The organism is Arthrobacter sp. Sr33 (genome assembly GCF_054511195.1).
In genome coordinates this window covers 104,770-118,728 of sequence record NZ_JBTNDD010000011.1, presented here as the reverse complement: position 1 = coordinate 118,728, position 13,959 = coordinate 104,770, and the positions used below count along the sequence as shown (strand labels likewise).

Sequence of the window (13,959 nt, the reverse complement as noted above, 5' to 3'; positions counted from 1 at the left end):
TCATGGAGCACCTCCCGGACATCGCCGGGGTGTTGTTCGATATCGACGACACCCTGGTGGATCTGGAAACCGCGATGGGAAGGACCCTCCACCATGTGGGGGCGGACACCCTCGCGCATCTCAGCGACGCGGACTGGACCGAGTACAAGCGGTTGTACGCCCACGACCCGCTGGGCTCCTATGACCGGTTCCTCGCGGGGGAGTTGACCTTCACCGAGCAGCGGCTGGATCGGGTCCGGCATGCGCAGGCTGCCTTCGTCGAGGAACCACTCGAGGGTGAGGCTGCCCGCCACTGGAACACCGCGTATGAGGCGACGCTGCCCCTGCACTTCGCACCGTACGACGACGTCGTCCCCCTCCTGGACGCGTTGGAGAGCCGACGCATCCCCTACGGGGCGGTCAGCAACAATGTGCACGATTACCAGCGCGCCAAGCTCAACCGGTCGGGGTTGTCCCGGTTCGAGGTCCTCGTCGGGATCGACACGGTTGGCGTGGCAAAACCGGATCCGGCGATCTACCTGGAAGGTGCACGGCAGCTGGGCACCCTGCCGGAGCGCACCCTCTATGTGGGAGACAACAGGGTGGTCGACGCCGAGGGCGCCGACGCTGCGGGGTTGATCGGGGTGTGGCTGGACCGGCGTGACGCCGGGACCGGGGACTTCACAGGTCGCCGGATCACCTCACTGGCGGGCGTTTTGCAGTTACTGCCGCACATCCGGTAAAGTGATCTCTCGGCGCAGAGCGGTTTCCGCGGCCCGGATGCTCCGTCAGGAGCGCTCCGGTATGTGCCATTGGGGTATGGTGTAATTGGCAACACACTGGTTTCTGGTACCAACATTCTAGGTTCGAGTCCTGGTACCCCAGCGTTAGATCCGGACAATTTGGCCGGATCTATCAGATGTGAAACAATCATCTAGCTCGTTTGGCGCAGGCCAGACAGCACACAGTACTGGCCCCATCGTATAGCGGCCTAGTACGCTGCCCTCTCACGGCGGTAACGCGGGTTCGAATCCCGCTGGGGTCACAGATACCCCCGGAATCCTATGGATTCCGGGGGTTTTTCTTTGCCCTACCGCAGGCACCCTGAGCCGTACGGCAGAATGGGGTGGTGACTGACACCCTTCCTGCCGCCGATGCCCAGCCGCTTCTGGCGACGCTACGCCAGACAGGGGAGGCGCTGCGTGGGTTGTCCTTTCCTCTGGCGGTGCATGGCGCGGACAGCGCCCAGCTCAACGCGTCGGCAACCGCGGCCCAGCTCGAGGACTATGTACTTCCGAGGTTACTCAGCCTTGACGCCCCGCTGCTGGCCGTCGTCGGCGGATCCACCGGAGCCGGAAAGTCCACCCTGGTCAACGCCATCGTGGGACATCCAGTCACCCGCTCCGGGGCCATCCGACCCACCACCCGGCAACCAGTCCTGCTGCATCACCCGGCCGATGGTCACTGGTTCTCGGACCAACGGGTCCTGCCCACACTGAGCCGGGTACGCGCCGTCGAACCCGGGACCGAACAGCCCGCCGATACCCTGGCCGCTGGTGCAGGGGCCTTACTGCTCCGGCCCGACCCGATGATTCCGTTGGGCCTCGCGCTGCTGGACGCCCCGGACCTCGACTCGATCGCCGACGAGAACCGGCGGCTTTCCGGCCAGCTCCTCGCAGCGGCTGATCTGTGGGTCTTCGTCACCACCGCGAACCGTTACGCCGATGCTGTGCCGTGGAAACTGCTGGCCGATGCTGCGGCACGCGACATCCTCCTCGCCGTAGTCCTGGACCGGGTCCCCGCCGGGGTGGAGGAGGAAGTCCGCAGCGACCTGCACACGTTGCTGGCGAACGCCGATCTCGGCCACGCGCCTATCTTCATCATCCCGGAGCTGCCGCTCGACCCGGCGGGAATGCTCCCGGCAGATGCGGTTGACCCCATCCGCCGGTGGCTGCGGGCGCTGGCGGCCGACGCCACCGGCCGGCAGGAAATTGCCCGCCGCACCCTCTACGGGGCAGTCCGCTCTGTGGCGGGCCGGGTCCACGACGCAGCCGACGCTCAGGACGAGCAGCACACCGAATATCTCCGGCTGCGGGATGCGGCGACCCGCGCGTACGACGACGCACTCCAGGGGATCCTCGAATCCACCCAGGACGGGACACTGCTCCGCGGTGAGGTGTTGGCGCGCTGGCAGGACTTTGTCGGCACGGGGGAGTTCATGCGGGGCCTTGAATCGCGGGTCGGCCGGGTGCGCGACGCCATGGGCTCGTTCCTCACCGGTCGGCCCACGCGGGCGGTGACCGTGGAGACGGCCATCGAGACCGGGCTCCACGCTGTCATCGTGGAACAGGCGGCGCAGGCAGCACAGAAGACTGAACATTCCTGGCGGGACGGCGACGCCGGCCGGGAACTGCTCACCGGGCTACCGCCACGCGGCGACGACTTCCCGGCCACCGTGGCGCGGGAGATCCGCGCCTGGCAGAAGGACCTGCTGGACCTGGTCAGTTCCGAGGGCGCGAACAAGCGATTCACTGCCCGGATGCTGTCCTTCGGCGTGAACGGCGTAGCAGTCGCTCTCATGGTGGTGGTGTTCGCCTCCACCGCAGGGTTGAGCGGACTGGAGATCGGGGTGGCAGGTGGCTCCGCCGTCGTCGGGCAGAAACTCCTCGAAGCAGTCTTCGGCGAGGACGCTGTCCGACGGCTGGCGAAATCTGCCCGCGACAACCTGCAGCGCCGGTGTGAGTCGCTCCTTCTCACCGAGCAGCAGCGCTACCTCACACTGCTGGAGCCGGCAGCCCGGCAGCTCCCGGCCGACACCCTGCGGGCCTATGCCCGTGACCTTGACTCACGCGGTTCGGATAAGCCTGACCTGAACAGCGACGATGCCCCTGACCGTGGGAACGACGACGAAGGCCACGCGGATGAAGGACACGGCCAGTGAGCCGGCACAAGGGCAAGCTGGCCGAGTCAGCAGTCCAGAACCAGCTTGAAGCTCTGGATACCGCACGGGAGCTGGCCGCGGGGCGCCTCCCCGAGCAGGACCTGAAGGCCGCCTACGAGGTGCTGGACCGCGCCAGCACCCGCCGCTCCTTGTCCGCCGCCCACACCGTCGTCGGCATTTTTGGCCCCACCGGCAGTGGCAAGTCCTCACTGCTGAACGCGCTGACCGGGACCGAGGTCGCGCGGGTAGCCGCACGCAGACCCACCACCTCCGAACCCCTCGCCGTGCTCTGGAAATCCGAGGGCAGCGGCCCGCTCCTGGACTGGCTGCAGGTGGCCCAGCGGCACGAACTGCCCGATCACTCGCGGCTGGCCTTCGGAGGGCGAACCTCCGCCGACGACGGCGACGGGTTGATCCTGCTGGACCTCCCAGATTTCGACTCCACCGCTGCAAGCCACCGCGAGGTGGTGGAGCGTCTGGCCGGGCAGGTCGACGTCCTGCTCTGGGTGGTCGACCCACAGAAATACGCCGACGCCGCCCTGCACCACGGCTTCCTCCGACGCATGTCCACCCACGGCGCCGTCACCATGGTGGCGCTGAACCAGACCGATCGTCTGATCGGGGATGACGTGGACCAGGTGACGGCTTCGCTGCGCGGCATCCTGGCCGACGAGGGACTCCCCTCTGTGGCAGTGCACCCGGTCTCGGCTGCCACCGGCGCCGGACTGGACCAGCTCGTGACGGAGATTGGGCAGACGGTAAAACGTCGGCAGGCTGCCACTGCGCGGCTCACGGCGGATGTCACGGCGGCTGCCACGCAGCTGGCCGGGCACGCTGGACCGACCGACGCCGCCCTGCCGCCCAAAGCGGCACGGTCACGGCTGGTGGAGCGGCTGGCTGGAGCCGTCGGCACCGAGACGGTGGTTGATGCGGTCGTTGGTTCCTACCGGCGGGACGCCCACGCCGCGACGGGGTGGCCGGTCACCCGCTGGCTGGGCAAGCTTAGGCCCGACCCGCTGCGTCGCCTGAACCTGCGCCGGTCGGATGTCAACGCAGCAGTCAATCGCACCTCACTGCCCACCCCGGGACCGGCGCAACGTGCCGCCATGGACGGGGCACTGCGGGAGTACGCCGACGCTGCAGCCCAATCGGTCAGCGGACCCTGGCGCGAGCAGATCCGCGGTGCAGCCCAGGGGGCGAACGAATCACTCGCCGACGGACTGGACCAGGCCATCGCGCAAACCGACCTTCGCTGGGGCACACGGTCCTGGTGGTGGCCGGTGATCGGCCTGCTGCAATGGCTGCTGTTCGCTGCGGCTGTCGCCGGGCTGGGATGGCTTGGCGTGCTCGCCGCACTGGGCTTCCTGCAGCTCCCAGCAATCGAGACGCCGATGGTTGAGGGCTTCCCGCTGCCCACGCTGCTGGCGATCGGGGGAGCGGTACTGGGAATCGCGGTGTCGTTGCTCTCTGCTGTTGCAGCCAAGGTGTCGGCTGGTTCGCGGGGACGCCGCGCACGACGGCGGCTCCACGCCGCGGTGGCCCAGGTCGCCGCGCGGGACGTGGTGGCTCCGGTCGAGGCCGAGATCACCAGGTACAACGGGTTCCGGAAGGCTGTCACAGCAGCTCGCGGCCGGGGCTAGGACTGGACCCGGCTAAACCTGACCGGGCTAAGCGTTGAAGGCCGCAAGTACCTTCTGCAGGGTCCTTAGATTCCGGGTGGTGGTCGAGTTCTTAAACCGCGGCTTGGCGGTCAGCTTGCTCAGTGGAGACTCAAGGGTTCCACCACGCGGCGCCCACCAGGCGGCGGCCTCGGGACCCAGCACTGTCAGGCCCGGCTCAAGTCCTGCGCTCGCTTCCACGAGATCGGCGAGCGCAGTCGGATCCGAGCACAGGGTGAGATAGATGTGGTTAGCGGGGTCGTCGGCGGGAAAAGGACAGGCCTCCACCAACTCGCGCAGCCTGCCGGCCTCGATGATCACCACCCATGCGTCATACCCGAAGGTAACGCGCAGCAGCCTCTCAACCGACTCCTTGAGCTCATCAGCTGCCAGATCGGTGGTACAGGTGACGTTGCCTGACGCCAGGAGTGTTGTCACCCTGCTGACGTTGAGTGTCTCGACGGCGGCGCGCAGGTCAGCCATTTTGAGGATAATTCCGCCGACGTTGACCCCACGGAGGAAGATTGCATATTCAGTCATAGCCACACCCTCAGTCATGCCACACCAACAGCCATAGCCACACCCTATCGAGGTGCGGGCTTCGAGGCGATCAGTCGGCGGTTTTGCCGACGGCGTGGGTGAGCTGCTGGGCAGCGTTGAGGACCACTTGAGCGTGGATGCGTCCGGGCTGACGGGTCAGCCGCTCCATTGGTCCCGAGATGGACACCGCCGCGATCACCCGTCCCGATGGTCCCCTGACCGGCGCCGAAACCGAGGCAACCCCCGCCTCCCGTTCGCCGAGGCTCTGGGCCCAGCCCCGACGTCGTACTCCGGCCAGTACCGTCGGGGTGAACCGGGCTTCCTGTAATCCTTTGAGGAGGCGGTCGTGGTCTTCCCAGGCCAGCAGGCATTGGGCCGCGGAGCCAGCTTTCATGGAGAGCTGGGTGCCCACCGGGATGGTGTCGCGGAGACCGATCGGGCGTTCTGCCGACGCCACGCAAACACGCCACTCGCCCTGCCGACGGAACAGCTGCGCGCTCTCACCGGTCGCGTCCCGCAGGTGCAGCAGGACGGGGGACGCCGATGCAATCAGCCGGTCCTCACCGGCAGCGGCAGCCAGTTCAACCAGGCGGCTGCCGAGCACAAAGCGGCCCTGAATGTCGCGGCTGACCAGCCGGTGATGAACCAGGGCCTGGGCCAGGCGATGCACAGTGGGACGGGCCAGCCCGGTTGCCGCCACGAGCTGCGCCAGGGTGGTGGGACCCGCTTCGAGGGCGTCGAGCACGGTCGCCGCTTTGTCTATCACACCTACACCGCTAATATTGTCCATAGGATGATATTGCCGTCTCAGCATTTGAGATGCAACTGTCTGGGCAACTGTCTGGGATGTAACTTTTTTGGGATGCATCCGTCCGAGACGTCAGTAGAAGAGCTCCGAAGGGAAACCGGTCATGGGCAACACGCTCGCAGAGAAGGTCTGGGACGCACACGTTGTGCGCAAGGGCGAGGTGCAGGGTGCCGAATCCCAGCCGGACCTGCTCTATATCGATCTCCACCTGGTCCATGAAGTCACCTCTCCGCAGGCCTTCGAGGGGCTGCGGTTGGCGGGTCGCCCGCTGCGCCGGCCGGACCTCACCATTGCCACCGAGGATCACAACACCCCCACCTGGGACATCGACAAGCCGATCGCTGACCTCACCAGCCGTACCCAGATCGACACCCTCCGCGCGAACTGCAAAGAGTTTGGGGTGCGCCTGCATTCACTGGGCGACGCCGAACAGGGCATCGTCCACATCATCGGCCCGCAGCTGGGCCTCACCCAGCCGGGCCTGACGGTGGTCTGCGGCGATTCGCACACCTCCACCCACGGGGCGTTTGGTGCCCTGGCGCTCGGCATCGGCACCTCAGAGGTGGAGCACGTGATGGCCACCCAGACCCTGTCGCTCAAGCCGTTCAAGACCATGGCCATCACGGTCGAGGGCACCCTGAAGCCCGGTGTGACCTCCAAGGACATCATCCTTGCGGTCATCGCCAAGATCGGCACCGGCGGCGGGCAGGGCTATGTGCTCGAATACCGTGGCTCTGCCATCCGTGCGCTGTCCATGGAAGCGCGGATGACCATCTGCAACATGTCCATCGAGGCAGGCGCACGTGCCGGCATGGTCGCCCCGGACGACACCACCTTTGAGTACCTGAAAGACAAGCCCCACGCACCGCAGGGCGAGGACTGGGATGCCGCCGTCGAGAACTGGAGGACGCTGCGTACCGACGACGACGCCGTGTTCGATGCCGAAGTGTTCCTCGACGCCGATGAGCTGGAGCCCTTCGTCACCTGGGGTACCAACCCCGGCCAGGGCGTCTCACTGTCGCAGGCCGTGCCGTCCCCTGACGATTTCGCCGACGAGAACGACAAGGCGGCCTGCGAACGTGCCCTCGAGTACATGGCACTGGACGCCGGCACCCCCATGAAGGACATCAGGGTGGACACCGTGTTCCTTGGCTCCTGCACCAACAGCCGGATCGAGGACCTGCGGATTGCCGCCGACATCATCCGCGGCCGGGTCAAGGACCCGAACATCCGCATGATGGTGGTTCCCGGGTCGGCCCGGGTTCGCCTCGATGCCGAGGCCGAGGGCCTGGACCAGGTGTTCAAGGACTTCGGCGCGGAATGGCGTTTCGCTGGCTGCTCAATGTGTCTGGGCATGAACCCGGACCAGCTGGCGCCGGGGGAGCGGTGCGCATCGACGTCGAACCGCAACTTCGAGGGCCGGCAGGGCAAGGGTGGCCGCACCCACTTGGTGTCCCCGGTAGTCGCCGCCGCCACCGCGGTCCGCGGCACCCTCAGCTCGCCGTCCGATCTCGAGCCATTGCCGCCCGCCACAACAGGCCAGCACGACGACGTCGTTGCCTCAGCCGCGAACGCCGCCTAGGAGCTTCCCATGGAAAAGATCATCACCCACACCGGAATCGGCGTGCCGCTGCGCCAGAGCAATATCGACACCGACCAGATCATCCCGGCGGTGTACCTGAAGCGCATCACGAGGACCGGGTTCGAGGACGCCCTGTTCGCCGAGTGGCGGAAGGACCCGAACTTCATCCTCAACCAGGCTCCGTTCAGCGCCGGTTCGGTCCTTGTCGCGGGGCCGGATTTCGGTACCGGCTCCTCTCGTGAACACGCGGTCTGGGCGCTGAAGGACTACGGGTTCAAGGCCGTGCTGGCGTCCCGGTTCGCCGACATTTTCCGCGGCAACTCTGGCAAACAGGGTCTGGTCGCGGCGCAGCTGGCCCAGGATGACATTGAGTTGATCTGGAAGGTCCTCGAGAATCATCCCGGCACCGAGGTCACCGTCAACCTGGAGGAACGCACCGTCAGCTGCGGCAGCGTGACGGCTCCGTTCCAGATCGATGATTACACCCGCTGGCGGTTGCTGGAGGGCCTCGACGACATCGGTCTGACGTTGACCCACGAGGAAACCATCACCAAATATGAGGCCTCCCGCCCGGCGTGGAAGCCCAAGACCCTCCCCGTGCGCACCTGAGCCACGCCCGACGGTGAGCAAGGTCATCGGCGGCGGTGCTTTCCTGCGGAACGGCGGGGAATGAATGGGGCAGATCGATAGTTTTCGACAGTAGCCCCGGGGAGTCTATTTCAGTCTTCCTAGACATGCTCCTATGCTTAGCGGGAGGCAATTGCTGCTTTGGGGGCAATCTCTGTTGTGTGCAAATCGAAGAAAATAGGTGTTCATGGGAAGCGTGCTGACCATTCGTGGTGGAGTCCCTCTGACCGGCAAGGTCTCCGTTCGTGGAGCCAAAAACCTGGTGCCCAAAGCGATGGTGGCGACCCTGCTGGGTAATGCTCCCTCGGTCCTGCGGAATGTCCCTGAGATCAAGGACGTCGAGGTTGTCACCAGCCTTTTGAAGCTCCACGGCGTTGAGGTCACCAAGGACCCCGTCACCGGTGACCTGAGCATGGACCCCAAGGGCGCGAAGATGGCCCAGTCCAAGGACATCGACGCCCACGCCGGCGACTCACGCATCCCCATCCTCTTCTGCGGCCCCCTGATGCACAGCATCGGGGAAGCCTTCATCCCCGACCTGGGCGGCTGCAAAATCGGCGACCGCCCGATCGACTACCACATGCAGGTGCTGCGCAACTTCGGCGCCGTCGTGGACAAGCGTCCCGGTGGCATCTCCATTTCGGCGCCCAAGGGTCTGCACGGCGCGAAGCTCGAACTGCCGTACCCGAGCGTCGGTGCCACCGAGCAGGTACTGCTGACCGCTACCCGGGCCGAGGGCATCACCGAACTCAAGGGTGCCGCCGTCGAACCCGAAATCATGGACCTGATCGCTGTCCTCCAGAAAATGGGCGCGATCATCACGGTGCAGACTGACCGCACCATTCGCATCGAGGGCGTCAGCGAGCTGAGTGGCTTCAACCACAAGGCCATTTCCGACCGCAACGAAACCGCATCCTGGGCATCAGCAGCGCTGGTCACCCAGGGTGACATCTATGTTGAGGGTGCGCGTCAGCTCGATCTGACCGCCTTTCTGAATACCTACCGAAAGATCGGTGGAGCGTTCGACGTCGACGACGACGGCATCCGTTTTTACCATCCCGGCGGAAAGCTGTCCCCGCTGGTCCTGGAAACCGATGTGCACCCCGGGTTCATGACCGACTGGCAGCAGCCGCTCGTCGTCGCCCTCACCCAGGCGGAGGGCGTGTCGATTGTTCACGAGACCGTCTACGAGAACCGTTTCGGCTTCACCGATGCGCTGATCCGGATGGGTGCCAACATCCAGGTACACCGCGAATGCCTGGGTAGCGTCCCGTGCCGGTTTGGGCAGCGGAACTTCCTCCACTCGGCGGTCATTTCCGGTCCGGCGCAGTTGCATGGCGCGGACATTGATATCCCCGACCTGCGCGGGGGCTTCAGCCACCTCATCGCCGCCCTCGCGGCGAAGGGCACGTCACGGGTGACCGGCATCGAGCTGATCAACCGCGGCTACGAACGTTTTCAGGACAAGCTTGAAGGCCTGGGAGCCGATTTCGATATCTCCTCAGATACTGCTGAATCAGATACTGCTGAATCGGAAGCTGCTGCGACCGACGCTCCTGTGACCGACGCCGCTGTGACCGACGCTGCTGTGGCATCGGTGGAGGGCGGCCGCTAGGCTCGCGGCACTCGTTTATGACTGAATCCAGAAGGTCCCGCGCCACGTTCGCCGTGCTCTCCGTCACCGTGCGTCCCATCATGAACACGTTGATGTCGAAGGAGTGGTCGGGTGCGGAGAAACTGCCGCGGGACACCGGGTTCATTGTGTGCCCCAACCACATCACCGAGATTGACCCGGTGGTGATCGGACATTTTCTGTTCAATCAGAAGGTGACACCGCATTTCCTTGCCAAGGCGTCGCTGTTCAAGGTGCCGGTCATGGGCTGGATCCTCCGTGCTACCGGGCAGGTGCCGGTGGATCGGACCACTGCCGGCGCCAACAGATCGCTTGAGGCAGCGCGTGAAGCAATCAGCTCCGGCGGTGGAATTGTGGTGTACCCGGAGGGCACCCTGACGAGGGATCCCGACATGTGGCCCATGAAGGGCCGGACCGGCGCCGCGCGGCTCGCATTGCAGACCGGCGCTCCGATCGTCCCGCTTGCCCACTGGGGAGCCCACGAGGTGTTTCCCCGGTACGCCAAACGCTTCTACCTCTTTCCCCGGAAGACCTCCCGGGTGGTGGTCGGCGACCCGGTCGACTTCTCCGACCTGATGGGCAAGCCCATCACCAAGACGGTGCTGGACACCGGAACCGAGCGGATTCTCGACGCGCTGACCGCGCTGGTCGCCGAATTGCGTCAGGAAGCACCGCCCACCGAACGCTGGAACCCGGCGGACAAACACCAAAAAAGCACCGGCAGGAATTTCGAGAGCAAGCCTGAGGAGAACTCGTGACCCGGACACCGCCAGCCGTCGTCGCCGTCCTGGGCGCCGGCAGTTGGGGGACCACCTTCGCGAAGATCCTGGCCGACGCCGGTGCCCCACACGGTACGCAGGTGCGTCTGTGGGCCCGCCGCGAGGACGTGGCCGAGGAGATCAACACGACCCGGCGCAACAGCAGGTATCTTGCCGACACGGTGCTGCCCGAGAACATCACCTGTTCCACCGACATTGCCGAGGTGCTCGACGGCGCTGAACTGGTCGCCGTCGCCGTTCCCGCCCAGTCGCTGAGGCCCCAGCTCCAGGCGTGGAAACACCTCCTGCGTGACGACGCGGTGGTGGTCTCGCTGATGAAGGGACTCGAGGTGGGCTCCGATGCCCGCATGAGCCAGGTCATTGCTGCCGAACTGGAGATGCCAGCTGAGCGCATTGCCGTCGTTTCGGGGCCTAACCTGGCGCTGGAAATCGCGCGTCAGGAACCCACCGCATCGGTGGTGGCTTGTCCGGATGAGCAAGTGGCCGCGTGGATTGCCGCTGCCTGCACCGCCAGATACTTCAGGCCCTACACCAACCCCGATGTGGTTGGCGTGGAGATCGGCGGGATCGTCAAGAACGTGATTGCCCTCGCCGTCGGAATCTGCGAAGGCAAGCAGATGGGCGATAACACCAAGGCTTCAGTGATTACCCGTGGACTCGCGGAAACCACCAGGCTCGCTGTGGCTCTGGGTGGGGAAGCTGAGACGATGGCCGGCCTCGCCGGGATGGGCGACCTGATCGCCACCTGCTCCTCGCCGTTGTCCCGTAACCACACTGCTGGCCGGTTGCTGGGCCACGGACTGACCCTCGACGAGGTCACCGGGAAGATGAACCAGACGGCCGAGGGCATCAAATCGGCTCAGGCCGTCCTTGATCTTGCGGGCCAACTGGGAGTCGATATGCCCATCACCGAGAACGTGGTGGCGGTACTTCAGGGCACCGTCTCCGTCCATGACCTGGGGGCGCGTCTACTGTCCCGCGAACTGAAATCCGAAGGCTGACTGTGACTGTTGTTCCCCCTGAAACCGCCCGTCTTGATCCGACGCGACGGCCGCGGGTGCTCGTCCTCTTCGGTGGGCGATCCAGTGAACACGCGGTCAGCTGCATCACCGCGGCCGGCGTGCTCGACGCGATCGACCGGGACAAGTACGAGATCATTCCGGTAGGGATCGCCAAGAACGGCCAGTGGGTTCAGGTGTCGGGTGACCCGTCCCAGTGGTCCCTTCGTTCAGCAACGCTTCCCGAGGTCCCCACCTCTGACGAGTCCCTGGTCCTGGCAGCGTCAGGGGCTGGCCAGAACCTTGCATCCACTGAGCTGATGGTGACCGCCGCCGAACAGATGCCGCGCAGCCTCGGCGGGATCGACGTCGTCGTGCCCCTGCTGCACGGCCCATTCGGTGAGGACGGCACGCTGCAGGGCCTGCTCGAAATGGCCGACATCCGCTATGTGGGCGCCGGTGTGCTGGCCTCTGCTGTGGGCATGGACAAGCACTACATGAAGGTGGTTTTCGCCGCCGCCGGCCTGACGGTGGGACCCTATGAGGTCATCACTGACCGCCAGTGGGCCAACGACCGCGACGGGTGCCTCGGGCGAGCGGCGGCCCTGGGGTTCCCCTCCTTCGTCAAGCCTGCCCGCGCCGGATCCTCGATGGGGATCACGCGGGTCGCTTCGGAATCTGATCTTGCCGCCGCCATCGAGGCTGCCCGGGAGTTCGATCCCAAGGTGCTCGTGGAGGCGGGCATCATCGGTCGGGAAATCGAGGTTGCTGTGCTGCAGGGTCGCGGCACCAACGAACCGCGGACGTCGCTGCCCGGGGAAATCGCTGTCCAGCCGGGGGAGCACGACTGGTACGACTTCGAAGCCAAATACGTCGACGGCGCCGCCGCCGAACTGAGCTGCCCGGCCGACCTGCCGCCAGCCGCCAGCGAGCAGGTCCGGGCGCTTGCCGCCGCAGCCTTCGACGCCGTCGGTGCAGAGGGTTTGTCCCGGGTCGACTTCTTCTACACCCCGTCCGGCGGTCTGATCATCAACGAGATCAACACCATGCCGGGCTTCACGCCGATCAGCATGTATCCGCAGATGTGGGCCAAGTCCGGTCTCACCTATACGGAGCTGATCGACGAGCTGATCGAGTTGGCCCTGAGTCGCAAGACGGGCCTCCGCTAGGTCAGTGCAGCTCGCGCCGCCGTCGATATGGTGAGCAACCCGGACAGGTCAGGTCAACCTAGACATCGGTGAGGGAATCTTGGCCTCCGATGTTCAGGTTCCTCACGAAGGCCGAGGTGGGACCCAGGAACAGACCAGACCAGAACCTAGGCGGTGACGAGTACTGCGCCGGCGAGGGTGATGCCGCCAAGGAACACGGTCGAGATGCCGCCCAGCGCAAGGTTTTTCCCGCCGGTGCGTGCCAGGTGTGGGATGTCGATCCCGGTGCCGAGGCCAAACATCGCGGCGGCCAGCAGCAGGGTGGCCGTCAGGGAGGCGGCGTCCAGAACGGGCTCGGGGACCACCCCGGTGGAGCGCAGGAGCACCAGGGCCAGGAATCCGACCACGAACAACGGCACGATCGGTGCCACCCGCCCCGGAACTGACGGCTGGGCGCCCTCGGCCCGCCGGATACCGATGGAGACAAACGCAGCGACGGGAGCCAGCAGCACCACCCGGCCAAGTTTCACCACGGTCGCGACGGCGAGCGCCACAGCCCCCGCAGTGCTGGCGGTCGCCACCACCTGGGCCACCTCGTGGACGGCGAGCCCGGACCAGATACCAAACGTTTCAGGGGAGAGCCCCAGCAGGTTGCTGATGAGTGGCAGCCCCAGGATCACGGCCGACCCATACAGGGTGACCATGGCGATGGCGCTGGCCACTTCGTCGTCGTCGGCGTTCACAATGCTCTGCATGCCAGCGATCGCAGACGCGCCACAAATGGAGAACCCGGCCGCCATCAGGGTCGACGCGGCCCGGCTGAGTCCCAGCCGTTCACCGATGTACCGCGTGAACAGGAAGCTGATAAACACCGACGCAATGATCAGGGCGAGAACGGGGAACCCGAGGCTCAGGATCTCGGGAAGGGAGAGTTGCAGACCCAGAACGACGACGCCGAGCCGCAGAAACCGTTTGGTGGCCCGTTGAATGCCGGGCCGGATCCGCGGGTGGAACAGCCCGGTGTTGCGGACCAGCAGGCCGAGGGCGAGGGCAACCACCAGGGCGCCGATGAAGCCCTGGAGGCTGGCAATGAAGAGGGAGAGGGCGACGGCGGCGGCCATAACCAATACTCCGGGGAGCAGGTTGATGACTGCCGCGGTGGCGGCCGAGCGCTGTGTGGTCACTGGTTTACTTTCAGGGCGCTCGGGTGAAAGGGCTGACAGGAAGAGCAAGGCCCATCCCGGCCGAAGCCGGGATGGGCAATCG

General features: G+C 65.7%; 12 protein-coding genes and 2 tRNA genes. 11 read left to right on the top strand and 3 right to left on the bottom strand.

The features are described from left to right. The first annotated feature begins 2 nt into the window (after nt 1-2). The 5 genes from ACX80T_RS14425 (at nt 3) to ACX80T_RS14405 (ending at nt 4,560) form a co-directional block, all read left to right on the top strand. Complete coding sequence (locus ACX80T_RS14425; RefSeq protein WP_019483026.1) at nt 3-722, top strand: HAD family hydrolase; 720 nt, start codon at nt 3-5, stop codon at nt 720-722. A 70-nt stretch (nt 723-792) separates the two neighbouring features. After that, nucleotides 793-864 (top strand) — tRNA-Gln (locus tag ACX80T_RS14420). Nucleotides 865-951: 87 nt separating this feature from the next. Beyond that, nucleotides 952-1,024 (top strand) — tRNA-Glu (locus ACX80T_RS14415). A gap of 84 nt (nt 1,025-1,108) precedes the next feature. Next, a complete protein-coding gene (locus ACX80T_RS14410) occupies nt 1,109-2,920 on the top strand; it encodes a dynamin family protein (RefSeq protein ID WP_459304767.1) in 1,812 nt (603 codons plus the stop codon). Then, nucleotides 2,917-4,560: a GTPase family protein gene (locus ACX80T_RS14405; RefSeq protein ID WP_459304766.1), complete on the top strand. Its 1,644-nt coding sequence runs from the start codon at nt 2,917-2,919 to the stop codon at nt 4,558-4,560. The genes ACX80T_RS14410 and ACX80T_RS14405 overlap by 4 nt, the downstream gene beginning before the upstream one ends. 27 nt (nt 4,561-4,587) lie before the next feature. Here the strand turns inward: ACX80T_RS14405 and ACX80T_RS14400 are convergent, their stop codons facing one another. Continuing rightward, nucleotides 4,588-5,118 carry a DUF1697 domain-containing protein gene (locus ACX80T_RS14400; protein ID WP_024476099.1) on the bottom strand — a complete coding sequence of 177 codons (531 nt, stop codon included), beginning with the start codon at nt 5,116-5,118 and terminating at the stop codon, nt 4,588-4,590. 70 nt (nt 5,119-5,188) lie between these two features. Next, a complete protein-coding gene (locus ACX80T_RS14395; protein ID WP_024476100.1) occupies nt 5,189-5,908 on the bottom strand; it encodes an IclR family transcriptional regulator in 720 nt (239 codons plus the stop codon). Nucleotides 5,909-6,029: 121 nt separating this feature from the next. On the opposite strand from ACX80T_RS14395, the gene leuC reads away from it, so the two are divergent. From leuC to ACX80T_RS14365, 6 genes are all read left to right on the top strand, one after another. After that, nucleotides 6,030-7,508, top strand: a complete 1,479-nt coding sequence (leuC, locus tag ACX80T_RS14390) for a 3-isopropylmalate dehydratase large subunit (protein WP_459304765.1) — start codon at nt 6,030-6,032, stop codon at nt 7,506-7,508. 9 nt (nt 7,509-7,517) lie between these two features. After that, nucleotides 7,518-8,117 (top strand): 3-isopropylmalate dehydratase small subunit, encoded by a 600-nt coding sequence (gene leuD, locus ACX80T_RS14385; protein ID WP_024476101.1) that lies wholly within the window; start codon nt 7,518-7,520, stop codon nt 8,115-8,117. A 205-nt stretch (nt 8,118-8,322) separates the two neighbouring features. Continuing rightward, complete coding sequence (murA, locus tag ACX80T_RS14380; RefSeq protein WP_024476102.1) at nt 8,323-9,750, top strand: UDP-N-acetylglucosamine 1-carboxyvinyltransferase; 1,428 nt, start codon at nt 8,323-8,325, stop codon at nt 9,748-9,750. A gap of 17 nt (nt 9,751-9,767) precedes the next feature. After that, nucleotides 9,768-10,526, top strand: a complete 759-nt coding sequence (locus tag ACX80T_RS14375) for a lysophospholipid acyltransferase family protein (protein ID WP_019483018.1) — start codon at nt 9,768-9,770, stop codon at nt 10,524-10,526. After that, nucleotides 10,523-11,548, top strand: a complete 1,026-nt coding sequence (locus tag ACX80T_RS14370) for an NAD(P)H-dependent glycerol-3-phosphate dehydrogenase (protein WP_459304764.1) — start codon at nt 10,523-10,525, stop codon at nt 11,546-11,548. Before ACX80T_RS14375 ends, ACX80T_RS14370 begins: the two co-directional genes overlap by 4 nt. A 2-nt stretch (nt 11,549-11,550) precedes the next feature. Continuing rightward, nucleotides 11,551-12,714 (top strand): D-alanine--D-alanine ligase family protein, encoded by a 1,164-nt coding sequence (locus ACX80T_RS14365; RefSeq protein WP_459304763.1) that lies wholly within the window; start codon nt 11,551-11,553, stop codon nt 12,712-12,714. A gap of 146 nt (nt 12,715-12,860) precedes the next feature. Here ACX80T_RS14365 and ACX80T_RS14360 read toward each other — a convergent pair whose 3' ends face one another. Next, nucleotides 12,861-13,877 carry a YeiH family protein gene (locus tag ACX80T_RS14360; RefSeq protein WP_024476105.1) on the bottom strand — a complete coding sequence of 339 codons (1,017 nt, stop codon included), beginning with the start codon at nt 13,875-13,877 and terminating at the stop codon, nt 12,861-12,863. Between the last annotated feature and the right edge of the window lie 82 nt (nt 13,878-13,959).